Here is a 22,423-nt window from a genome sequence, read left to right on the forward strand (position 1 = left end):
GGCGTTAGAATACAGGAGGCCTGCGTAAAGCTAAAGCCGGAGGACGGCGCGCGGCGCCATAACCCGGTACCGGTTGAGGGATTACGGTCGTATAATCCCAAGGTGGACAATCCGGCCCGGGAAAGCGCGCCGGATTCTCGTCCGGAGCGGGCGAAGTCAGGGCTATTCATCGACCAGAACGTATGCATACGAGGACATCATGCGCAGGGTAATCTTCAATCAGAAAGGCGGCGTCGGAAAATCCACCATCGCGTGCAACCTGGCAGCGATCAGTGCGATCGACGAGAAGAAGACACTGGTGGTCGACCTGGATGTCCAGGGCAACTCCAGTCACTACCTACTGGGCCGCAAGATCACCGACCCGGACAAGACCATCGCACACTTCTTCAAGGAGACGCTGAGCATCAACCTGTTCGGCAAGAACGGTCTGACGGGCCTGGAGAATTGCATCCACAGCACGCCGTTCGAGAACCTCTACGTCATCCCCTCGCACCCGGAACTGGAGCCGCTGCACAGCCGCCTGGAAACCCGCTACAAAATCTACAAGCTGCGCGAGGCGCTGGAGGGGCTGCAAGGATTCGACGAGATCTACATCGACACGCCGCCGGTGCTGAACTTCTACAGCCGTTCGGGCCTGATCGCCGCGCACCGCTGCCTGGTCCCCTTCGACTGCGACGCCTTTTCGCGCGAGGCCTTGTACAACTTGCTTTCCACCATCGCGGAAATCAAGGCGGACCACAACGCCGACCTGCAAATGGAGGGTATCGTCGTCAATCAGTTCCAGGGACGCGCCAACCTGCCGCAGCAGATGGTCAGCCAACTGGTTGAGGAAGGCCATCGAGTTCTGGACAGCAAGATATCGCCCTCGGTGAAGGTGCGCGAATCCCACAGCGAATCCAAGCCGCTGATCCATTATGTGCCAGATCATCGGCTTACCGAAGAATTCATGGCCTTGCACCAAGAACTGCACGGCCACGCCTGAAGATTTTGCGCGCCAGCCTCGTCGCGGCTGTTGACACGTGGCGCGAAGCAGCAATCTGCATTCAAGACGATCCACAGGGCTTATTCGATCCATGCACAGCAACCCCATGCAATTCCACCGCAGCCGGGCAATCGCGTTGGCTCTGGCACTGATACCGGCCGCAGCCAGAGCCGACCCGACGGCGGAAGATTTTCAAACCTGGGCAGCCATCACTGCTACCGGCACGCTCGGCGTGCTCAGTCCGGCGTTGCAGTCGTTCCGGTACTGGATGGAAGGCCAAGGCCGTTTTGGCAACGACACCTCGTCCCTCTCGCAAGGCATGGTGCGCCCAGGCCTGGGCTATGCCCTGAATTCCAACGCCAGTCTGTGGCTGGGTTACGCCTATGCCCCCACCATGGAGCCTTTCACCACCGATTCCTTCAACGAGCAGCGCCTGTGGCAGCAATTCCTGTGGACGGACAAAAGTGCGCTGGGGAATTACAGCAGCCGCACCCGTTTCGAAGAGCGTTTCATCGGCCAGCCGGACACCGCCTACCGCTTCCGGCAGATGTTCAAGCTCGCCTACCCGTTGCCGTTCGCGCAGGATTTCAGCCTGGTCGGTTGGGACGAAGTATTCGTAAACCTCAACAATACCGGCACCGTGCATGCAGGCCTCGACCAGAACCGCTTGTTCGCGGGGCTGGGCTACAACTTTGATGAACACATCCGGACCGAACTGGGGTACATGAACCAGTACATCCAGAAGTCGGAAGCCGCGGACCGCATTTCCCATATCCTCTCGCTCAGCCTGTTCCTGAATTACTGAGGCCGAGCCCCACGCGCGCCCATGACCGAGCAACTGCCCATTTTCGACGAGGAACTCATCCGCCGCTACGACCGCCAAGGACCTCGCTACACTTCTTATCCCACCGCTGTCCAGTTCACCGAAACCTTCGGCAATGCGCAGTACCTCGAGCACGCCCGCGCCAGCCATGCGGTCGCCGAACCAGTTCCGCTTTCCCTGTATTTCCACATACCGTTCTGCGCAACCGTCTGCTATTACTGCGGCTGCAACAAGATCGTCACCAAGAACCGAGCCCACACCATCGCCTACCTGGAGAGTCTGCACCGGGAAGTCGAGCACCAGGGTCAGTTGTTCGATCGCGCGCGACCTGTCGCGCAGCTGCACTGGGGCGGCGGTACACCGACCTTCCTGGCCGAGGACCAGATGCAGGCCTTGATGGACCACACCCGTCGCCATTTCAGCCTGCTTGACCACGATGCCGGCGAATATTCGATTGAAATCGACCCGCGTACCGTGGACCCGGCCAAAGTGACATTCCTGCGCCGCCTGGGATTCAACCGGCTCAGCCTCGGCGTGCAAGATTTCGAGCCTGCGGTGCAGCGGGCCGTCAACCGCCTGCAGAGCGAGGAACAGACCTTGGCGGTCATGCAAGCCGCACGCGACTGCAGGTTCACGTCCATCAGCGTCGATCTCATTTATGGTCTCCCGCTACAGAGCGTCGAAAGCTTCGACCGCACCCTCGATAAGATCGTGGCCGCCAACCCGGACCGCATCTCGGTATTCAATTACGCCCATCTGCCCAGCATGTTCAAGACGCAGCGGCAGATCAACGAGCATGAACTGCCTGCGCCCCAGGTAAAGCTGAACATCCTGCGCCACGCCATCACCAAGCTGATCGACGCCGGTTACGTCTATATCGGAATGGACCACTTCGCCAAGCCGGATGACGAGTTGGCCATCGCCCAGCGCGAAGGCACGCTGTCGCGCAATTTCCAGGGTTACGCCACCCACGGGGAATGCGACATCGTGGGGCTGGGCGTCAGTTCTATCGGGCGCATCGGCAACAGCTACAGCCAGAACGAGCGGGATCTGGAGCGCTATTGCCAACGGGTCGATGACGAAGGCTTGGCGGTGTTCCGTGGCATCACCCTGAATGCCGACGATCAGCTGCGCCGAAGGGTCATCAATGAACTCATCTGTCACTTCCAGCTTGAACGAGACCGCTTCGGCGTCGATTTCGACCGCTACTTCGCCGACGAAATCGAGGCGCTGTCCGGTATGGCTGCCGATGGCCTGCTGGAAATCGACGGCCGATGGCTGCGCGTGCGTCCAGCGGGCCGATTGCTCATACGCAACATTTGCATGGTGTTCGACCGCTACCTGAACGAGGCAACGGAGGCCGGCAGGCGCTTTTCCAAAGTCATCTGATCCTGGCAAGCACAGGGAGATGCGCCATTGATTCTGCGGCATTCCCCACGCCCTCTGTACCGCAAGCTCCGGCTTACGGTTTTTGGATTGGTCGCCTTGGGGCTTTTCGCCTGCGCCGCACCGATCAGGCAAGCGCCTGGGGAGAATTCCGGCGTCCGGCATCTGCGCATTCTGCAGGTCAATGACACCTACAAGGTCGAAGGGCTGGAAAACGGCACCGTGGGCGGTTTTGCGCGCCTCAGATCACTGCGCCGACAGCTTGAAAGCGACGGCGGCGGCCCCGTGCTGTTGCTGCACGCCGGCGATTTCCTCTACCCGTCCGTGATGAGCAAGTACCTGGCGGCCGAACCCATGGTGCGTGTCATGAATTTGCTGGATGGCGACGGTGACGCCTTCGATCCCAACATGGTCGTCACTTTCGGGAATCACGAATTCGACAACCCGGACCCAGGGATCCTGCTCGGTCGCATTGCCCAGTCGGACTTTGCCTGGATATCCTCGAACGTGCGTTACCGTCCAAGCCAGGGCGCGCCCCTTCAGGACTGGGATCGGCGGGTCCCCGTGCCGCACCACCTGCTGCGCGACGTGAATGGCGTCAGAATTGGATTGTTTGCCCTTACCCTGAATTCCACCGAGCAGGACTACGTGGGCTATCGCTACACGGAGGACGAGCGCTGCCACTTGGTCCGAACCGTCATCTCCGCACTGCAACGGGAAGGTGCCGAAGTCATCGTGGCTCTGACCCATCAGGATCTGGAGCAGGACCAATGGCTGGCGCGTGAGTTCCCCGAAATCGATCTGATCGCGGGTGGGCACGAGCATTTCCATATCCAGGAGCGGGTGGGCAAAACCTGGATCACCAAGGCCGATGCGGATAACCTGAGCGCAATCATCCACCACGTCACCCTGAAGACCGGCCAACCCCCCGCCGTCACGCCGCATCGGGTCGTCCTCGATACAACCATCCCTCAAGATCGACTGGTGCAGGCCGAGGTGGACCGTTCCCTGGAACGCCTGGCCACCGCCATCAAAAAGACCACGGGCCGCGATGGCGCGACGGTCGTCGCCAGCACAATTCATCCGTTGGAGGGCCTGGAAGCCGCCGTCCGCCGCCGCGAGACGGCACTGGGCAATTTCCTCGCTGACACCCTGCGCGCGCGCATGCGCACCGATGTCGCCCTCCTCAACGCGGGCGGTATTCGCATCAACGACAACATTCCGCCGGGTCCCGTGACCGCTGCGGACCTGGAAGGCCTCTATTACTTTGACGACACCGTGGTGAGCTTTCAGATCACGGGGGTGGAACTCCTCGACCTATTACGCCACTCCATCGCGAAAGCCCACCTGGGCTACGGCGGGTTCCTGCAGGTCTCCGGCATCCGCTTTCGCTATCGGATCAGCGGGCCTGCTGAGAACCCACTCACCCATATCGACCCAAGCGACGTTTGGGTGCAGCGATTCGGGGATGCCAGGCTCGAGCCCTTGGACCTGAAGCGACGCTACAGCGCCGCCGCAACGGATTTCCTCTGGAACAGGGGCTTCGCAGACGGATACCCGCTGTTTCGACAGGGCGCCGGAGGTTCCAGCCCTCCCCGACTCGACCATGGTTCGCCGCCAAGTTTCCGCAGCGTCATCGAGGAAGCACTGGCCCTCCTAACCTACCGCACCATCACCACACGCATTGACGGTCGCATCAAGGCGGAGATCATGCCGCCTTAGCGCGGCCTCGATCCCGCTCGCGGATGCGGACTCAACGGCCGCTCCGGTCCACAATCGCTCACGTGCGCCCTCCGAGGACCGCAGGTCAACGGCTTAGCACCAAAAACCTTCCCATCGACATACCTCCGCCATGGCGGTTTAGGCCAATTCCGCTCATAAGGATTTTATCTATTTGCCTGTTTTGCACATCCTTGGTTATTCTTGTAGCTGAATCGGTATGTATGCAATTGGCGACAGGTGATTTTCCTTACGATGATAACCTAGTTGAAACCCTCGATTGCGCACAAACGATAAACGATCATTACCCTTTTCAAGGCAGTCAAAAAGGCCGTTAGAACACGTTATTTACCTAGTCATGGATCGAAAAGGAACACGGCTCTCCATCCAAGCTTCAAAGAATCCAATGCGCGGCTGTCGGCGCGTGGAATCCGTCTTCCCTATCTTTTCTCACCGCCTACAACCGACTCACATTGCAACTGCCGCCTGGCCAGGACTCAGGTTGCAGGTGGAAAAACTTACAGCGTGACAATGCAACTCCGAAAAACAGGAATTTCGGAAAGCAATACGCCCTATTCCCCAGAAGGAAGACTCCGGCTGTTTCGCATCCTCGTGTTGCTTCTGCTATTGAGCGTGGAAACGGCTTCCGCTCTGGAAATTGTTAGCAACCCCGATGTCCCGGTGTCCCGCCTGAGCATGCGGGAACTTCACGCGATCTTCACCATGCGTCTGCGCGCTTGGCCCAATGGCCTGCCCGTCAAGGTATTCGTGCTGCATGACAGTTCCCCGATGCATATCGAGTTCGCGAAGAAAGTAATGGATATGTTTCCGTATCAGCTACGGCGTTACTGGGACAAGCTAGTATTTTCAGGAACAGGTCAGGCTCCTGTCGAGTTGGATAACGAAAGGCAGGTGTACGAGCATGTGGCAACGACGCCTGGTGCTATAGGTTATCTGCCAGCAACCTTGATCGACAGTCGAATCAATATCGTGAAAGTGAGCGAGCAATGACAGGCAAGGGTAAAGGCCTAAACATCGTGTTGACCTTCTGTCTCGGCATGTCAGCGCCTTGGGTTTATCCGGCAGACGGACATTTAGATAAACCCGCGCTCGCTGACGTGAAGGATAGCAACTGGTTGTCAGCATTTTCTGGATGGAAACTTCCCGACTCGGTGCAGATTCATGGATTCGCATCGCAAAGCTACCTGCATACCACAGGCAATGAGTTTTTTGGACACAGCACCAATATGGGTTCGCTGGATTTCACCGAAATGGGTATTAACGGATCCTGGCGTCCGATATCTCAATTGCAGGCCTCTCTGCAAGTCGTATATCGCCGAGCCGGCCGAACGGACGATCAGGATTTACGTATCGATTTTGGTTTTCTTGATTACAGCTTCATTTCTGATGCGGACAACCTGTGGGGGCTACGCTTTGGTCGCGTCATAAACCCTTACGGCCTCTATAACGACACGCGCGACATGCCGTTCACCCGACCAAGTATCCTGCTTCCGCAGTCGATATACTTTGATGTCGACCGAAATCTTTCTTTATCCAGCGATGGGATTCAACTCTACGGTGAGCGACGAACCGATTTTGGCGACTTCATCCTGCAGTTCAATGGTGGCTACTCACGCACAAGCGACCCAACTTTCAAAGCGGTAATTTCTGACCCCTATTCTGGCAATGTAGAAGGTGAACTATCCTGGGTTGGGCGACTTATGTACGAGTGGGACTCCGGGAGGTTTCGCCTTGGCGTCACCAGCGCGGAAGTCAACGCAAAGTATGAACCGAAAGGCGGCGGTCAAAACTATGAAAGCGGTCGATTCAGTTTCATACCAATAATATTCTCAGCACAATACAATGAAGAGTATTGGAGCATCACTTCTGAGTACGCGCTTCGCGGAACCGAGTTCCGAGGCTTCGGCCCATTAAGACCAGATTCTGACTTAAATGGTGAAAGCTATTATATCCAAGGGAGTTATAAATTTACCGACAACATAGAGGGTTACATGCGCTACGATGTTTATTACCTATTGCAGTCGGATCGAAACGGCAAAAAGTACGCTGAATTAGTAAACATGTATGCTGCACCAGAAGATCGAATCCAGCCTTACGAAACCTTCGCCAAAGATTTTACGGTAGGTGCCCGCTGGGATGTGACCGATTGGCTGATGCTTCGTGCCGAATATCATCGGATAAATGGAACGGGCTGGACCTCGACCCTTGAGAACAGTGGGGAGAATAATTCGCAGCACTGGGATATGTTCGGTGTGGCGGCCGCCGTCAGGTTTTGAAACCGCAGCGGGTGGTAATCTGCGCTGTAGCCACCCAAGAAGCGTCATTTGCAATCAATAGTTCCGATGTCGACTGACCCACGTATACCCAACACCTTGGACAATAATCTCCATCGCGTTCTCGAAATTGCAAGGTTCAACGTACCCTTCTATCGGGAGCGCGCGCCGCGGGACTATCGAGAACTGAGCAACTGGCCCCTGGTCAGCAAGAGTGACCTCGAGGTTTCATTTCAAGCGTTCCTCAATGAACTCCATCCCGCCAGTTCAGGGAATGCGAGCTACGTAGTCGCATCCGGCGGCAGCACAGCTACGCCGGTTTACGTGTCGTATTCGCAACCCGAAGTGGAGATAATCACCCGAAATCTCGCCTCCCACTTCCAGCAGAATGGAATGCAGACAGGCGATAGCGTGGTCAATTATTTTGGCGCAGGAGACATGTGCGGTGCGTTTTCGATGGTCGACCGCGCCCTGGCGCACCTTCCCGTGACCATTCTGCCGCTCAGTTTCACCCCCAACCTGGCTTTTGCCCTGGAGGTGATTGATCGCTTTCACCCCAATGTCATCGTCGGCATTCCCACCTTGCTCGTGCATTTGGCACGACACAGCGAGACCCTCGGTCACGCCACCAGAATCGAGAAAGTCTATTACGGCGGGGAAATAATGACCGCAGGGGCGGAAGCCGTCTTGCGGTCCATCTGGAAGTCAAAGCAGATACGCTCGGCCGGATACGCATCCACAGAGGCGGGGACCATAGGCTGGCAATGCCTGCATTGTGAGCCGGGCGAGCACTTCGCCTTTCACGACAACATCGTCGAAGTCGTCGACAACGAGTTGGTCGTCACTTCCTTGTCACGCACGCGCATGCCACTGATTCGCTACCGCACGGGAGACCGCGGCGTCTGGTGCGATCCAAATTGCCACTGCGGCAACGGCGCGCCGATGTTCAAGCTCCTCGGGCGCCTGGATACGGCCATGATCTTATGGGGTTGTTGGATGCGGCACGAAGACATCGTCACGGCTTTTCATTCACTTCAAATCGATTTCACCGCACTGCAAGTTGAATTGAGTGCCAAGGGGGGCGAGCACGTGATGAACATTCGGTTTGAGTCATCCGCATCGGACATTGACCCCGCTAGGCTCGAAACCCTTAGGGAAAGGATTTACGAATTGAGCGCCGACCTCAATCAAACCTTTCCCATGGACCGGCTTCGGCCTTTGATGACCATTCAGTTGACAGCACCCGGCTCACTGCGAAGAAATCAGCGTACAGGGAAAGTGATCCCGGTCATCGACTCCAGAATGTGACCCCAGACTGACCAGATTCCTTGGTTCTCCCAGACAATAAAGGGCCGTCGCGCTTGAGAAAGGCTTCCTATCCGCATGGTCACTGACCTCGCCATGAAACTCAACCCTCGCCAGGTAAGGTATGCGATCGTGGTCATGTTTCTGGCGCAATTCATCTCGGTCAGCGGCGACCGTCTCTTCTCAATCGCAGTATCCTGGTGGGTTGTGGACCAGAGCGAACTGCAGGACCGTGAGCTTATCCTCGGCCTGCTCCTTGCCGCAAGCACCCTACCTGCTGCCCTGGCAGGTCCATTTTTGGGTGCGCTGATCGACAAGTACAGCAAGCGCGCCTGCATGGTGGCGGCCGATTTCCTCAGATTGACACTGATGGCCGGACTGGCTTACCTGCTTCACCACCAGTCCCTTGATTTGCCGTTGCTGTTTGCCTTCTGCATTCTGATATTTTCATTTGAACCGCTTTTCGATACGGCAGTTAGCGCATCGCTCTCGCCGCTATCCCGCGACACGGAATCGCTCTCGCAACTGGTAGCACTCGAAAGCGCCATACCCAACCTTGGAGCTGTCATGGGGGCCCTGGTTGGCAGCATGCTGCTGGCCGCATGGGCGACCGAAACGGCGTTCTGGTTCAACGCCGCCAGTTTTCTGATCTCACTATTGCTCGTGATGACGCTCCCCACCGTGCGGTCCCCGGGCCAAACCTCAGGGGACGCAGCGCGAGCCTACGGCTATGGATTCCTAAAAGCGCATCGCCCCGCCGCGCGACTCATGGCTTGTTTTGGCTTGGCGAATTTTTTTGTTGCCCCTTTGTTTTTCTATTTGCCGCTTTTGGTACGTGATGTTCTGAAAGCCGATGCGTCAGGCCTTGCGCAACTGGAATTGGCGTTCGCTGGAGGCAATCTAGTCATCTTGGCCTGGTTGTTCGCCCGCCCCAAAATCTATCGTCGGGTGCGCTGGCTCCGTTTTTTGTTGGTGGGGATTTCAGGGCCATTTTTATACTTCCTGGCGCAAACCGAGGACTCTTCGACGATGCTCGCAGTACTAAGCATCTGGGGCGGCAGCATTGCTTTCGTCACCTATCTTGCGATTACCAGCTTTCAGATATCAATTCCTGACGAGTACAAGGGCCGGTTTTTTGCTCTATTCAACAGCCTATGTACCCTTTCATTGCCCTTGAGTTTTGCCTGCGTCGGGGCCCTAAGTACGAAGTTTTCGCTACAGGAATTAATGTATGGGAACGCAGCCTGCATTACCGTTATCGCTCTCGCTTTTCTCGCCGTCCCTGATGAAAGTCAGGGTAAGGTCCACAGCCTTTAATGCTAATCGATAGTCAGACTTGGCAAAACATCAGTCATCCTATTGGAATGATTTCTAGCCTAAGTAACCTACCGTCCAAAGCGAAGCTGGAATGTATATTTTAATCTTTGATTTTGAACCTAAGGCCTTAAATCCGGGATAAACCGGAAATGGTCCAACCACTAACTATCGGAACGACCGTTGACTTATTTCGCTTGCCTTTCCAAGCGGCGCATGAGTCGAGTGACACATCATTGCTCAATAGTTAAACTGACAGCGGGTCGGCTGGCTTTAACGGTTCGGATATGGAATCAGTATCTCAAGGCGCTTCGTGTGCCATACTAGGTAGGTCCAGGACAACCTTGTGCAAAGGGGATAAGCCGGACTATCGCTGCCGCGTCCACGGGGAGCGTGATGGGCATGAAGAACATGCCCACGGCGCGGCTGATGCGAATTCGATGCAATGCAACTTCCCCTTGGGCTCAAGTATGCCAAGAAATATCGCTGACTCGTTTGACGAGTACTTCGACATGGTTCCGGCTGATTCCGCGGCCCTCAAGGAGTCTGTTTATCGGCTCAGATATCAGGTGTTCTGCCTTGAAACCGGCTTTGAAGACACGGAAGAGCATCCCACCGGGCTGGAATTCGACGAATACGACGAACGTTCTGAGCACTACCTGATCAAGCACCGCCGTACCGGTGTATATGCCGCCACCACGCGACTGATCATGGCGGACAAAGACGATCCCGATGCCACGTTTCCCATCGAAAGGCACTGCCGCCTCACGCGGACGGACCTGTTGGAATCGGTGCCACGGGAGTGCCTGGGTGAAGTTTCCCGCTTTTGTGTGTCCGGATACTTCAAGCGCCGCTCAGGTGAACAAGGCACCATTGCCGGCATCGGCCCCCAGAAAAATCAGTATTACCACGCCAGCGAAGACGAACGCAGAACCTGGCCGCACATCACTCTGGCCTTGATTGCCTGCCTCAATCGCATCAACCTCAGCCACGGCACGACCCACCTCTACGCCTTGATGGAGCCTTCGCTGATCCGCCTGCTTAACGCAATGGGTATCGCCTTTCTGCCCATAGGGCCCCTGACAAATTATCATGGGCTGCGCCAACCGTGTCTCATCAAAGTTCCTGACTACCTGGAGAAGGTCAAGGCCAAAAACGTCCATGTCTGGGAGATGCTGACCGACCGCGGCAACTTCTGGGGAGAGAATCGGGATGTCGCTTAATCCCGGTTTATGCAGCGAGTGACGACGTCCAAGGGATGCCCAACGGCCATGACGGGCATGCCATCTGTCCGCTCCGTGACGTCTCGCTCTAACATTTTTGCTTATGCCTCATAAACTTGACACACGCTGGCAAAGCGCATACAAGACAAGCAGATCACACTGTTAGAGCAGTGCGATGAGGATGTGGGTGAAGGCGCCCTAGAATCGCTTGCCGGCCGACCCGCATAAGGTTTTTGATCACAAAAACAACTATCCATTCGGCTCCTCGAGAAATGCCCCAATGGAAACTTCAGGTCGATCGCGCGTTCAGTCGGGTTAGCCACTTAATTGCCGGAAGGCGCTGCCATCCCTACCCGGACGTCCGACCCAGCACCTGCGAGTCCTTATTGAACCATCTCGATTCGAGCAACCGGGCTTTCAGCCGGTACAGAGGTTCCAAGTGCTGCCAGGAAGCGAACCGGGATCACACCCAACCAAGATGAGTCAGCCTCGCGCGCTGACCCGCTTCCTCAGCATCAAGTGGAAAGCGCTGATCCTGACTAGCTTGGTTTTGGCGGCGGTAACAGCGTCTTACGCGACTCTTAACTATCTCGAAATGCGCCAGCAATTCGCGCAACGCCGGGAAGAGTTGCAAAGCCAGTACGCGGTGCAGGTTCAGGGCCTCCTTGATCAATACAACAATCGCCTGGAGCAATTGACGGCGATGGTGGCCTCCCTGCCTGGCATCGAGGCGGCCGTGAATCAGCCTATCAGTGACTCCGACATGCGTGCCGTCGTCGACCGCCTGATGGCAGTACTGGAGATGAACTTCGGGGTCGAAAAGGTCGCCTTGATTTCTTCCGAGGGCGACCAGTTGATATCCAATGGCACAGCCGTCGATCTTCATGCTTCAACTTCGCTCGCCGAGTCGGTGCGGCAAGCAATCAATTCTGAAACCCCGAAGAGTTTCATCGACTGCAGCGAAATTTGCCTGCAGTACGCTGTAGCCCCCGTCCTGGGCGCAGCCGGCGAAGTGGGCGCCCTGGTGCTTGGCATGTCCTTGACCGATGTCATTCTGGATTTCCGGCGCGTATCAGGCACTGATCTCGGCCTTATCGTCCAGCAGGAGGGGCCAGAAGCGCGAACGCAGATCGACAGCGATCGATGGCTCGGCGGGTGGCACGCCCAGGTGATGGTCCTGAGCAACGCCCCGCGCAACCTGCCCCTGCTGCGTATGCTCGCGAGCAAGGCACCCTCCCTAGGTGAACTCTATTCGCCGCGCCACTTCAAGTACGACGACAGGCAATTTGAAATCCGGCTGTTTTCCTTGGCGGGTTTCGGCAGCCGGGAAAAGGCCCACCTAGCAACCATTTCGGACATTTCCGATTCAGTGGCGCAGATTCGCGTCGCTACCCAGCGCAGCATCCTGCTTGGCGTCGGTGGACTGATGGTGTCGGAGATCATCTTACTGCTTACCTTGTGGCGCCCCATGTCGCGCCTGCGCCGGGCTGCCGTAACCCTGCCAAGCTTAGCGGAAGGGGCGTTTTCCAAAGTGCGCACCGCCATCTCTTCCACAAAGCCTTCGCAAGTTTTCCGCGACGAGGTGGACGTGCTCAACGACACGGCCATCGCCTTGGCCCATCAACTGGAAGAATTAAACGAGGAGGTGGCGGAACGAACGCGTGATCTCTCGCAACGTATGCGCGAGATTGTGCGCGAGCGAAATTTCGTTACGCATGTTCTGGATACCGCTCAAGCCATCATCCTGACCCAGGACCGGAAAAATCGCATCATTATGGTCAATACCTATGGCCAGGCTCTCACCGGGTACGATATGGAAGACCTGGACGGCCGGCCTTTCCTTTCGATGTTAGCACCAGCCGGCAGCATCGGAATCATGGAGCGCTTGGTGGAACTGGTCGACGGAGAACGCGAGCATCTGGAAGCGGAGTGTGATCTGCTTGCGCGGGACGGTAGCGTGATCAATGTCTTCTGGCATCATTCCAGGTTGCGTGGCGACGATGAATCGTCTCCCGTCATCCTGTCCGTGGGAATGGACATCACCGCGCGCAAGAAAGCGGAATTGCGCCTGGCCTGGCTCGCGGATCATGACCCGCTGACCGCCTTGTTCAATCGCCGACGTTTCGAGCAGGAACTGGAGCAGGCCATCGCATCGGCCAAGCGCTACCAACACAGCGGCGCCCTGCTGTTCTTCGACCTTGATCAGTTCAAATACGTCAACGACACCAGCGGACACAGCGCCGGTGATCGTCTATTGAAACGCCTGGGCGAATCGCTGCCGGGACTTCTTCGCGAGGTCGACCTGTTGGGTCGGCTGGGCGGCGACGAGTTCGGCGTGATCCTGAGCCGCTCTTGTCCCGAGGAAGCCATATCGGTGGCTAAGAAGATCCTCTCTCACATTCAGGGCATGGAGTTCCCCGAGGGAGAGCGCATTCACAAAGTATCGGCCAGCATCGGCATCGCCATGTTCCCGGAACACAGCAACGATGCTCAGGATCTTCTTGCCCGCGCCGACCTGGCCATGTACCAAGTGAAGGAAAGTGGCCGTGGTGGCTGGCACCTGCTCTCCAACGATGACCAGAGCCAGCAGTTGATGTATGACCACGTTTTGTGGAAACAGCGGGTGGAAAGGGCTCTCTCCCAGCAGCTATTCATGCTGTACGTGCAACCCATCCTGCGCATCAAGACCATGACCGTGGGACACTACGAGGTCCTGCTGCGGATGCGCGGCGACGATGAAACCATCATCAGCCCGTCCCAGTTCATCGAAGTAGCGGAGCGCTCCGGCTTGATCCACGTGGTGGATCGCATGGTGCTCTCCGAGTCGATCCTGTTCCTCGCCAGTGCCCGTGATCGCGGGCAGATTGTCACCCTGACCGTAAACCTCTCGGCCCACGCCTTTCGGGATCCCGACCTGTTGGGGCATCTGGAGCGGCTCCTGCAAGAAAACTACCTCGATCCAAGGCAGCTGATTTTCGAAATGACTGAAACAGCGGCCTTGGCAGACCTGACAGCCGCACGGCGGCTGATGGAGGCCATCAACAGCATCGGTTGCCTCTTCGCCCTTGATGATTTCGGCACAGGCTTTTCATCCTTTTACTATCTCAAGCAGCTGCCTTTTGAATTCATCAAAATCGACGGTTCATTCATACGCAACCTGGGGGAGCGGCCGGACGACCAAGTGCTGGTAAAGGCCATGGCGGAAATTGCTACTGCTTTCCACAAGTACACGATCGCCGAACAAGTGGAAGATGCTCCGACACTGGCGCTACTGGAAGAATTTGGGATCGACTTTGCCCAAGGCTACTTTACCGGCCTGCCCCAGGATATCGCCACACTGTTCCCCGACAAGACCGCAGCTCTGCCGAATGTGATCAATCAGTGACGTGTGGCGGCTTCAGTTGATCGAGTCAATGCCTTTCTTGCGCTTCACCGGATCAAACTGCCAGGCCACCCGGAAGGGTTCCATAGGCTCAAGCGCCAGACCCTGCTTCTGGCGACCGCCCCGTCCTCCGTCTGCACCGCGTGACTGGCAATGGACTATGAAACCCTGGAGCACTTGTTCAGCCTCATCACGACTTTCATAGGGGCCAATAATGCCCTCCCGGGCCTGGAAGAACCACTCGGGCAACTGAGTTTCGCTGTTGGTCTGACAGAATATGCGAGTCACTTTAAACATGGCATAGGCTCTCAACAGTTCCTGGACAGACGGCCTCAAATGACCGTGCAATCAAGCTTAAGAAAACTGCAAGTATCTTACTGTACCACGTTACCCGACGCAGTTACTCCTGACACACGCGTTATTTGTGAAAATTTACCTTTACTTTAACTTTCATTAAGTTATTCGACGGGTAAACGCGAACCGCGCCATGCAACCATGGTTCGCCCGGAACGGTCATACAACGATTGCCCCGACCACCTTCCTTTTTGCCTATTTATGCCGATCAAACAGCCGGCGCGTATTGCCGATGAATATGACTGATCTTGTCGGACTGGGACAATCGGTAGAAGCGCCTCAATTCCCCGAACAAGCCATGCCCCTGCGGTCGCCCGCTGCGCCGCCAGTGCCTTTGCTCTAACTGCAGGCAATATTTCCCCGCAAAATGGTTCGCCTGGGCATAACGGCGCCGCTCATCGGCATCCAGGGCGTGGTGGTACTGCGGCTCTTCAAACAACCATTGCCGAAGGTCGCGCAAGTGAATGCCATCGCCCAGTTGTTGAAGCAGCAGGGAAACCACGACGAACTTGTCGATTTCCGCTTGCATCTCCAGTTCCAGCAATGATACCCCGCGCTCCCGGGCCGCATTCCAGGCGAGACAGACAAAGTGGCTCACCCCCTCCAGGGCCAGAAGAAAATCGGGCAGCGTATCCTCTTCCAACTTCCCTTCCAGAATACCGGTGGCCATGGACGCCACCACCGAGGGGTCCAAGTAGAGCGCCAGGGCGACTTCATCACCGGACTGGTCCACCAACAGTTTTTCCTTGATCTCGCGCGGATTCGCGCTGCTGTCCAGTTCTCGCGCGACCTCGGGGTCGGTGACTAGAAAGTCTTCGACGCTGTGCTCGAGGTAAAGCCCGTACACCTGCTCAATAAAACGCTGCAAGGCATTCAGGTTCATGGCCTATGCCCCCGTTCAACTGTGACGCAGGCTTACGGACCCCGCCGAAGGCTCGATGCCCAGCTTGCGTAACTTATCCGCCGCACGCTGGCTGCCGGTGCGCGCCCAGGTCTCGTATAGACGCATGACGTCGGTGGGCGCGCGCAGGCCTGAATTGTCGCTGACTTCGGCCAGCACATCGACGAACGCTTGAAACTTGGCGGCCAGTTCCGCGAACATGCGGCCGCTGCTGTGGCGACTGGATACGCTGCTGTTGGACAGGAAGCCATAAGCGCCTCCGCCCATGGCGATGTAATAGTCGATGTTCACCAGTTTGCGGTCCAGGCTGGCGGAAAACATGCCAGCGATGAGCAGGGCAACATCACCTAGGCGCTTGAGCGCCAGGTCACGGGCGGTGCGGCTTCCGGCCTCCGCCGCTTCCGCGTAGAAGAGCGCCAAGGGGCGGATCGCGTAACCATCCGGCGTGCACTCGAACAGCGCATCCGACCGGGTGAACTGGGTCAGCACATTCACCACGTAGTGAATGGTGTCGTCGGCGGCGAAGACGTTCTGATGCTCCATGGCCGCGGAAACGGAGTGCTTGAAATACTCCCGGACATCATGGGCAACCAGTGGGACATTGGACTCTTGCGAGCCGAACTCAGGCAAATAAGACATGAACAAGTCCTCCCCGAAGGAGCAAAGTCGATGACGGCACCGCGACGAGTCCCTGTCGGGATTCTTCCTGATATTTATTCAGCACAAGACGTACCAATCCGTCAAGCGTGCGTAGAATGCATATAAATATCAGTCTATTGAGATAACAATAGGGACGCTGGTCAGCCACCTGTCAACAGACCAATGTCATAAATATGACAAAATCTCTGACAGGATGCCAAGGGGCTTGCTAGCTGGCGCTTCAGGAGAGGTCGAAAAGGGAAGCCCATGGTCCATTTGGGTGCACCGAGGGCTTCCGCGAGCGGAGTGGGAGTTTGGTAGCTTAGGCTTAGCCTTGCTCGGCCAACTGTTCCAGCAGACAAGACTGAACGTGGACTAACTGCGATTCAGGTTCGGGAGTCAGTCGCCGATAAGTGCCGTCGGACTGAAGCACCCAGGCCTGGCTGTTGTCCTTCAGGTACAGTTCCAGATCCTGGCGGATGCGTTCCGCCAGCTTCTTGTTCTCGATGGGAAAACAAGTCTCGACGCGGCGGAACATGTTGCGCTTCATGAAATCGGCGCTGGCAGCATAGATCTCGTGCTCGCCATTGTTTTCGAACCAATAGATGCGGCTGTGCTCCAGAAAACGACCGATGATGGAGCGAACCTCGATATGCTCGGAAATGCCGGGCACCCCCGGGCGCAGTGAGCAGACGCCGCGCACGATGAGGACGATCTTCACACCGGCCATGGAGGCGCGATACAAAGCCTGAATCAGCTGCGGCTCCTCGACGGAATTGACCTTGATCACGATACGCGCAGGGGTCCCGCGCCTGGCATGTTCGATTTCCCGGTCGATCTTGCGCAGTAAGGCACCGTGCAGTGTGAACGGCGATTGCAACAACTTGTTGAGCCTGCTCACCTTGCCCAGGCTGGTGAGCTGCAGGAAAACCCGCCGGACGTCCTCGCCCAATTCCTTGTCGCTGGTGAACAAGCCATAGTCGGTATAGATGCGCGAGGTGGTGGAGTGATAATTGCCCGTGCCCAGATGGGTGTAGTAGCGCAGGTCCCGGCCTTCGCGGCGCAGTATCAGCAGCATCTTGGCGTGGGTCTTGTAGCCGACGATACCGTACACCACCTGCACCCCGGCCTCCTGCAAACGGGTCGCCAGGGATATGTTGGCCTTCTCATCGAAGCGCGCCAGCAGTTCAACGACCACCGTCACTTCCTTGCCGGCCCGGGCCGCGCGAATCAAGGCCTCCACGATGGGAGAATTGGAGCCGGTGCGGTACAGGGTCTGCTTGATCGCCACTACCTGCGGGTCATCCGCCGCCTGCCGGATCAGATCGATCACCGGCGCAAAGGATTCGTACGGGTGGTGCAGCAGGATATCCTGCTTGCGAATGGCCTCGAAGATATCGTCCTTGTTGACGGCGAGCTGCCGCGGGACGCTGGAGGCAAAGAACGGGTACTTCAGGTCCGGGCGCTCGATGCGGTCGTAGACCTCGCGGGTGCGGCTCAGGTTGACCGGCCCGTCGACCTTGTACAAGCGGTCCTCGGTCAGGCCGAACTGGGTCAGGAGGAACTGCACGACGCCATCCGGACAGTTCTCGGCCACTTCCAGGCGCACCTCGTCGCCGTAATTGCGGCTGGTCAGCTCACCCTCGATGGCGCGCAGCAGATCGTCCACTTCTTCCTTGTCCAGGAACATCTCGCTGTTGCGCGTAACGCGGAACTGGTAGCAGCCGCGTACCTTCATGCCATGAAACAAGTCGTCGACGAAGGCGTGGATGATAGACGAGAGAAAGACGAAATCGTGCGGCCCGCTCTCGGTGTCTCCCTGGGGCAGTTGTATGATCCGGGGCAAGGCCCGGGGGGCCTGCAGGATCGCCATATGGATATCCCGTCCGAAGGCGTCCTTACCGGAAAGGGAAACGATGAAATTGAGGCTCTTATTGAGGATGCGCGGGAACGGATGTGCCGGATCCAGCCCCATGGGGCTCAGAATCGGCAGCAGTTCCTCCTCGAAGTAGCGGCGCAGCCACTGCTGCTGGGAGTCGTTCCAGTCGCCACGGCGAATGAACCGGATACCCTGTTCCTCCAGCAAAGGGAACAGCACCTCGTTGAGAACCCGGTACTGTTCCGCCACCAGCTCGTGGGCGCGCTGACAGATGGCCGCCAGGGATTCATGGGGCGACAGACTGTCGGGCTCGGTGCGGCCTGCGCTCAGTTCCGCCTTCTGGATCAAGCCAGCGACCCGCACCTCGAAGAATTCGTCCAGATTCGAGCAGGAGATGCTCAGGAAATTGAGCCGCTCCAGCAACGGCGTATTTTCATCCTTGGCCTGCTCCAGCACCCGCTGGTTGAACTCCAGCAGGCTCAGTTCGCGGTTGATGTAGAGTTTCGGGTCGTTCAGGTCTACCGTCTCATCCGACGCGACCGCCTCATCCTTGCGGGTTCCCGCCCGCGCCGTCGCATGATGGACCTGCAGGCGCATGGCGCTGTCGTGCTTCTCCATGTCGCCCACCAGGTGCCTGGCGGCCCGGACCATGCGCTCCGCCTTGTGCCGGTTGAACCCCGGTATCTTGAGCAACTGGTCGACGTTGGCCGTCGCCAGCTCCTCCACCGAGAAAATCCCATGCTCGGCGAGCATGGCTCGGCTCGACTTGCTGATGCCCCTGATACTGTTGATGATCAAATCAGTCTCCAATCGTCATGAATCCGTCAAACGCGCGACCGCGCAGGCGTGCTGCGCCAAAGACTCACTCCTGTCCCCCGAACAGGGCCAGGTACTCGCCATAGCCCTCCTGCTCCAGGTCTTCCTTGGGAATGAAGCGCAGGGCCGCGGAATTGATGCAATAGCGCAGTCCCGTGGGTGCAGGGCCGTCGTCGAAGACGTGGCCGAGGTGTGAATCGGCGTGGGTGCTGCGCACCTCCGTGCGCACCATCATCCAGGACACATCGCGGTGCTCCTGAATATTGTCCTGGATCAGCGGCCGGCTGAAGCTGGGCCAGCCGGTGCCGGAATCAAACTTATCCAGCGAACTGAACAAGGGTTCTCCCGAAACCACATCCACGTAGATCCCGGCCCGGTGATTATCCCAGTAGGCGTTATTGAAGGGCGGCTCGGTGCCACAGGCCTGGGTCACGTAAAACTGTTCCTCGTCCAGACTGCCCTTAAGCGTCTCCGGATCCGGCTTTCGATACTCGCCTTTGCGCCAGTTCATGAACTCGTCTCCAATCAAAATATCGGGCGGGCCGCCACTACGCGCCGGGATTCCCACAGTAAGCTGCGAGCACCTGCCGGCAACCTTCGATGGCGCCCAGGTGCGCGATTTCGTAGCCATGGGTGTTGTCCGTGGGGAACCCCAGGCAGGCGGCCCTGGGCACGTGGCCGTTCTTCATCACAATGGAGGCATCGCTTCCAAAGCCATTGAGCACCACGTGTTGAACGGATAAACCAGCGGAAACCGCGGCCCGCGCCAGTTTCAGGTTGAGCGCCTCGTCGTAGAGACCGTAGCCGTCCTGGGAGACCAGGACCGGCGTCTCATCCGAAGCCAGAGGATACTCCGCCGACTTAGGACAGATCTCCAGGGCAATCAGTTCATCGATGGCAAGGCTGCGCGTAAAAAACATGGCGCCGATGGCGCCAACTTCCTCGCGGGCGGTGAATGCCAAATGAAGATTGCAGCACGGCTCGCCCAAGGTCTCCGCCAGGTCCAGCAGGAGGGCCACCGAGGCCTTGTTGTCCAAGGTATAACTGGCCAGGTAATCGCCCATCCTGAAAGGCGCCTTGCGGTGGCGGCCCACCACCATCCGGGTTCCTGCCCGTACCCCTGCCGCCTCCAGTTGTCCGGCGCTGAGCTTGGTCTCGATCCAGACATTTTCCCACTTGAGCGCCCGCTCCTCCTGATGGCATTTTTGCGGCGACTCGTGGGACACATGGCGTGACCCGAAGCTGAGAATGCCCGAAACCAGGCCATGGTCGCCCAGGAGATCGACCACTCCCTCTCCGTAAACCCACGGGAAGGCCCCCCCAAGCTTGCGCACCTCCACCCGCCCGTCCGGTGCCACGCGCTTGACGATGGCGGCGATTTCGTCCTTGTGGGCTGTGATGGCCAGATTGCGCGACCGGTCGCGGCCCGGAATGCTGGCGATGATATTGCCGGCCGCATCCTGCCGGCACTCGACGCGCAGCCGCCGCAGTTGCGACAGGATCAAGGCATCGATTTCGTCCTCGGCACCGCTGGGGGAGTGACACAGCACCAGCGACTCGATACGCTGGCAAAGCCGCTGCCAGGAGTCGGGGCAGTCACCGCTGGATTGCATCATTGGGAAACTACGGTACCATTTCACAGTCGAATGTTATGAATTTTACACCGAGAAGGAGAACCGTAAATGAACCAGTATGATATCGCCCAGCGCGCCCGCGTGGGCGTTCTGGAAACCAACAAAGTCCTGCGCAATACCTACGGTCTGCTGGCCATGACGCTGCTGTTCAGCGCCTTCACCGCCGGCGTATCGATGGTGATGGGCATGCCCTACCCGGGCCCGATCATCACCCTGGTCGGTTACTTCGGCCTGCTGTTCCTCACCAACAAGTTCAGCAACAGCGCCTGGGGCATCGTCTGGGTATTCGCCTTGACTGGCTTCATGGGCATGACCCTGGGCCCGATCCTGAACTTCTACGTGACCCAGATAGCCAACGGCGGCCAGCTGGTGATGACTGCCCTCGGCGGCACCGGCGCCATCTTCCTGGGCCTGTCAGGCTATGCCCTGGTCACGCGCAAGGACTTCAGCTTCATGGGCGGCATGCTGATGGTGGGCATCCTGGTGGCCTTCCTGGCTGGCCTGGTTTCCCTGTTCGTTCCCGCCATGCCGGGCCTGCATGTGGCCGTCTCCGCCATGTTCGTCCTGCTGATGTCGGGCATGATCCTGTGGCAGACCAGCGAGATCATCCACGGCGGCGAGACCAATTACGTTCTGGCCACGGTTTCGCTCTACGTTTCCATCTTCAACCTGTTCACCAGCCTCCTGCAGTTGCTGGGTATCTTCAGCAGCGACGACTGACACGCTCTCCATCGGGAGGGAGGCTAAGCTCCCTCCCATCCTTCACTCTCTCGCCCCGCTGCGCGGGGCACGTCTGAGTTCTCCCCCAAACGCCTATACTTCCGATAGCCCGGCGCTTGTCTGTCGTCCTACGCCGAGGCTCGTTGAAAGCCACGGCGCGTGAGCCGTGAGTGACCGACACCTTGCCGCGAGATCACAGCCATGGACCTGTTCTCCAAGGAGGCGCTGGCCGCATACTGGTCAGGACCTGAAATGGGCGTCAACCTCATCGTCTTCATGAATCTGGCGGGCTCGCTGCTCCTAGGCTTCCTGGTAGGCTATGAGCGTTCCTACCACGGCCGCGCCGCCGGCATGCGCACCTATGGCCTGGTCTGCATCGCCTCCTGCGCCCTCACCGTTATCGTCGGCTACCCCAGTTTCTGGTACGGCGGCCATCCCGCCGCCCATAGCGCCTTTACCGTGCCACCGGACCCGACACGGGTCATCCAGGGCATCGTAACGGGAGTCGGGTTCCTCGGCGCCGGTGTAATCATGAAGGAAGGACTCAACATCAGCGGGCTGACCACCGCCGCCTCAATCTGGACCGCATCGGCCATCGGCGTGCTGGTGGGCATCGGGTTCTATGGCGCCGCGATCCTGCTATCGCTGATTTCCGCCGGCTGCATGATGTGGGCCTCGAAGGTGGAGAATTGGCTGCCCTCGCGCCACGCCATTGCGATCAGCCTGCGCTTTCAGCCGGGATTTGCGCCACAGGAAAAAGACCTCGCCCAGGCGACGCTGGAGCGGGGCTACGAAATCGCGCCCGGATCATTCTCCATCAACTTCGAGCACGACAAAATGGAGTGGCGCTTCGTCGCCGTCGCCCTGGGCCGGGGCCGGGGCATGCCGCTTTCCCAACTTTCCCATGAAATGTCCGCCCTGACGGGTGTCGAGCGCTTCCACGTTTCCCACGCGCGGAACTGAACACCGAGACGGCGGTTTGCCCCGAACAAACGCAAAACCCCGGGGATCGCCCGGGGTTTTGCTGAGTCGCGGAGAACGTTGCGTAAACC

At 58.0% G+C, this 22,423-nt stretch carries 18 protein-coding genes; 12 read left to right on the top strand and 6 right to left on the bottom strand.

Features of this window, described 5'->3' with window-relative positions; all coding sequences use genetic code 11:
• The first annotated feature begins 199 nt into the window (after positions 1 to 199).
• The 10 genes from EK23_RS08230 to EK23_RS08275 all read left to right on the top strand — a co-directional run bounded on the left by EK23_RS08230 (position 200) and on the right by EK23_RS08275 (position 14,431).
• Positions 200 to 982: a ParA family protein gene (locus EK23_RS08230; protein WP_045224855.1), complete on the top strand. Its 783-nt coding sequence runs from the start codon at positions 200 to 202 to the stop codon at positions 980 to 982.
• A 91-nt stretch (positions 983 to 1,073) separates the two neighbouring features.
• Positions 1,074 to 1,787: a DUF2490 domain-containing protein gene (locus tag EK23_RS08235; protein ID WP_052808041.1), complete on the top strand. Its 714-nt coding sequence runs from the start codon at positions 1,074 to 1,076 to the stop codon at positions 1,785 to 1,787.
• Positions 1,788 to 1,808: 21 nt separating this feature from the next.
• Positions 1,809 to 3,194: an oxygen-independent coproporphyrinogen III oxidase gene (hemN, locus tag EK23_RS08240; RefSeq protein ID WP_045224856.1), complete on the top strand. Its 1,386-nt coding sequence runs from the start codon at positions 1,809 to 1,811 to the stop codon at positions 3,192 to 3,194.
• 96 nt (positions 3,195 to 3,290) lie between these two features.
• The gene (locus EK23_RS08245; protein ID WP_158002467.1) at positions 3,291 to 4,913 is read left to right on the top strand and encodes a bifunctional metallophosphatase/5'-nucleotidase; all 1,623 of its coding nucleotides are present in this window, start codon (positions 3,291 to 3,293) and stop codon (positions 4,911 to 4,913) included.
• Between the two features lie 522 nt (positions 4,914 to 5,435).
• The gene (locus EK23_RS24155) at positions 5,436 to 5,921 is read left to right on the top strand and encodes a type 2 periplasmic-binding domain-containing protein (RefSeq protein ID WP_235281958.1); all 486 of its coding nucleotides are present in this window, start codon (positions 5,436 to 5,438) and stop codon (positions 5,919 to 5,921) included.
• Positions 5,918 to 7,207: a hypothetical protein gene (locus tag EK23_RS08255; RefSeq protein ID WP_052808042.1), complete on the top strand. Its 1,290-nt coding sequence runs from the start codon at positions 5,918 to 5,920 to the stop codon at positions 7,205 to 7,207. Before EK23_RS24155 ends, EK23_RS08255 begins: the two co-directional genes overlap by 4 nt.
• A 66-nt stretch (positions 7,208 to 7,273) precedes the next feature.
• Positions 7,274 to 8,512: a phenylacetate--CoA ligase family protein gene (locus EK23_RS08260; protein ID WP_045224859.1), complete on the top strand. Its 1,239-nt coding sequence runs from the start codon at positions 7,274 to 7,276 to the stop codon at positions 8,510 to 8,512.
• Positions 8,513 to 8,587: 75 nt separating this feature from the next.
• Positions 8,588 to 9,826 (top strand): MFS transporter, encoded by a 1,239-nt coding sequence (locus EK23_RS08265; RefSeq protein ID WP_045224860.1) that lies wholly within the window; start codon positions 8,588 to 8,590, stop codon positions 9,824 to 9,826.
• Between the two features lie 467 nt (positions 9,827 to 10,293).
• Positions 10,294 to 11,046 (top strand): PEP-CTERM/exosortase system-associated acyltransferase, encoded by a 753-nt coding sequence (locus tag EK23_RS08270; RefSeq protein ID WP_158002468.1) that lies wholly within the window; start codon positions 10,294 to 10,296, stop codon positions 11,044 to 11,046.
• A gap of 478 nt (positions 11,047 to 11,524) precedes the next feature.
• Positions 11,525 to 14,431: a bifunctional diguanylate cyclase/phosphodiesterase gene (locus tag EK23_RS08275; RefSeq protein ID WP_045224862.1), complete on the top strand. Its 2,907-nt coding sequence runs from the start codon at positions 11,525 to 11,527 to the stop codon at positions 14,429 to 14,431.
• A gap of 12 nt (positions 14,432 to 14,443) precedes the next feature.
• Here EK23_RS08275 and EK23_RS08280 read toward each other — a convergent pair whose 3' ends face one another.
• The 6 genes from EK23_RS08280 to EK23_RS08305 form a co-directional block, all read right to left on the bottom strand.
• Complete coding sequence (locus EK23_RS08280; RefSeq protein WP_145998605.1) at positions 14,444 to 14,740, bottom strand: DUF6316 family protein; 297 nt, start codon at positions 14,738 to 14,740, stop codon at positions 14,444 to 14,446.
• 250 nt (positions 14,741 to 14,990) lie between these two features.
• A complete protein-coding gene (locus tag EK23_RS08285; RefSeq protein ID WP_045224864.1) occupies positions 14,991 to 15,665 on the bottom strand; it encodes a hypothetical protein in 675 nt (224 codons plus the stop codon).
• 15 nt (positions 15,666 to 15,680) lie between these two features.
• Positions 15,681 to 16,322 (bottom strand): hypothetical protein, encoded by a 642-nt coding sequence (locus EK23_RS08290; RefSeq protein ID WP_045224865.1) that lies wholly within the window; start codon positions 16,320 to 16,322, stop codon positions 15,681 to 15,683.
• A gap of 328 nt (positions 16,323 to 16,650) precedes the next feature.
• Positions 16,651 to 18,999 (bottom strand): polyphosphate kinase 1, encoded by a 2,349-nt coding sequence (gene ppk1 / locus EK23_RS08295; protein ID WP_158002469.1) that lies wholly within the window; start codon positions 18,997 to 18,999, stop codon positions 16,651 to 16,653.
• A 64-nt stretch (positions 19,000 to 19,063) separates the two neighbouring features.
• Positions 19,064 to 19,528 (bottom strand): peptide-methionine (R)-S-oxide reductase MsrB, encoded by a 465-nt coding sequence (gene msrB, locus EK23_RS08300; RefSeq protein ID WP_045224866.1) that lies wholly within the window; start codon positions 19,526 to 19,528, stop codon positions 19,064 to 19,066.
• Positions 19,529 to 19,565: 37 nt separating this feature from the next.
• Entirely contained in the window at positions 19,566 to 20,633 is a 1,068-nt protein-coding gene (locus tag EK23_RS08305; protein ID WP_200892122.1) for a M42 family metallopeptidase, read from the bottom strand.
• 66 nt (positions 20,634 to 20,699) lie between these two features.
• Here EK23_RS08305 and EK23_RS08310 point away from each other — a divergent pair, with 66 nt between their 5' ends.
• Both EK23_RS08310 and EK23_RS08315 read left to right on the top strand, forming a co-directional pair.
• Positions 20,700 to 21,371 (top strand): Bax inhibitor-1/YccA family protein, encoded by a 672-nt coding sequence (locus EK23_RS08310; RefSeq protein ID WP_045224867.1) that lies wholly within the window; start codon positions 20,700 to 20,702, stop codon positions 21,369 to 21,371.
• A 201-nt stretch (positions 21,372 to 21,572) separates the two neighbouring features.
• On the top strand, positions 21,573 to 22,334 hold the full coding sequence (locus tag EK23_RS08315; RefSeq protein WP_045224868.1) for an MgtC/SapB family protein: 762 nt from the start codon (positions 21,573 to 21,575) through the stop codon (positions 22,332 to 22,334).
• Positions 22,335 to 22,423 lie beyond the last annotated feature (89 nt).

It is taken from the genome of Methyloterricola oryzae (assembly GCF_000934725.1).
GTDB classification, from domain to species: domain Bacteria; phylum Pseudomonadota; class Gammaproteobacteria; order Methylococcales; family Methylococcaceae; genus Methyloterricola; species Methyloterricola oryzae.

Bases quoted from the DNA above. Each gene is read 5' to 3' on its own strand.
- EK23_RS08230 (WP_045224855.1), top strand. From the start codon at position 200: ATGCGCAGGGTAATCTTCAATCAGAAAGGCGGCGTCGGAAAATCCACC.
- EK23_RS08235 (WP_052808041.1), top strand. From the start codon at position 1,074: ATGCACAGCAACCCCATGCAATTCCACCGCAGCCGGGCAATCGCGTTG.
- hemN (WP_045224856.1), top strand. From the start codon at position 1,809: ATGACCGAGCAACTGCCCATTTTCGACGAGGAACTCATCCGCCGCTAC.
- EK23_RS08255 (WP_052808042.1), top strand. From the start codon at position 5,918: ATGACAGGCAAGGGTAAAGGCCTAAACATCGTGTTGACCTTCTGTCTC.
- EK23_RS08260 (WP_045224859.1), top strand. From the start codon at position 7,274: ATGTCGACTGACCCACGTATACCCAACACCTTGGACAATAATCTCCAT.
- EK23_RS08265 (WP_045224860.1), top strand. From the start codon at position 8,588: ATGGTCACTGACCTCGCCATGAAACTCAACCCTCGCCAGGTAAGGTAT.
- EK23_RS08270 (WP_158002468.1), top strand. From the start codon at position 10,294: ATGCCAAGAAATATCGCTGACTCGTTTGACGAGTACTTCGACATGGTT.
- EK23_RS08275 (WP_045224862.1), top strand. From the start codon at position 11,525: ATGAGTCAGCCTCGCGCGCTGACCCGCTTCCTCAGCATCAAGTGGAAA.
- EK23_RS08285 (WP_045224864.1), bottom strand. From the start codon at position 15,665: ATGAACCTGAATGCCTTGCAGCGTTTTATTGAGCAGGTGTACGGGCTT.
- EK23_RS08290 (WP_045224865.1), bottom strand. From the start codon at position 16,322: ATGTCTTATTTGCCTGAGTTCGGCTCGCAAGAGTCCAATGTCCCACTG.
- msrB (WP_045224866.1), bottom strand. From the start codon at position 19,528: ATGAACTGGCGCAAAGGCGAGTATCGAAAGCCGGATCCGGAGACGCTT.
- EK23_RS08305 (WP_200892122.1), bottom strand. From the start codon at position 20,633: ATGATGCAATCCAGCGGTGACTGCCCCGACTCCTGGCAGCGGCTTTGC.
- EK23_RS08310 (WP_045224867.1), top strand. From the start codon at position 20,700: ATGAACCAGTATGATATCGCCCAGCGCGCCCGCGTGGGCGTTCTGGAA.
- EK23_RS08315 (WP_045224868.1), top strand. From the start codon at position 21,573: ATGGACCTGTTCTCCAAGGAGGCGCTGGCCGCATACTGGTCAGGACCT.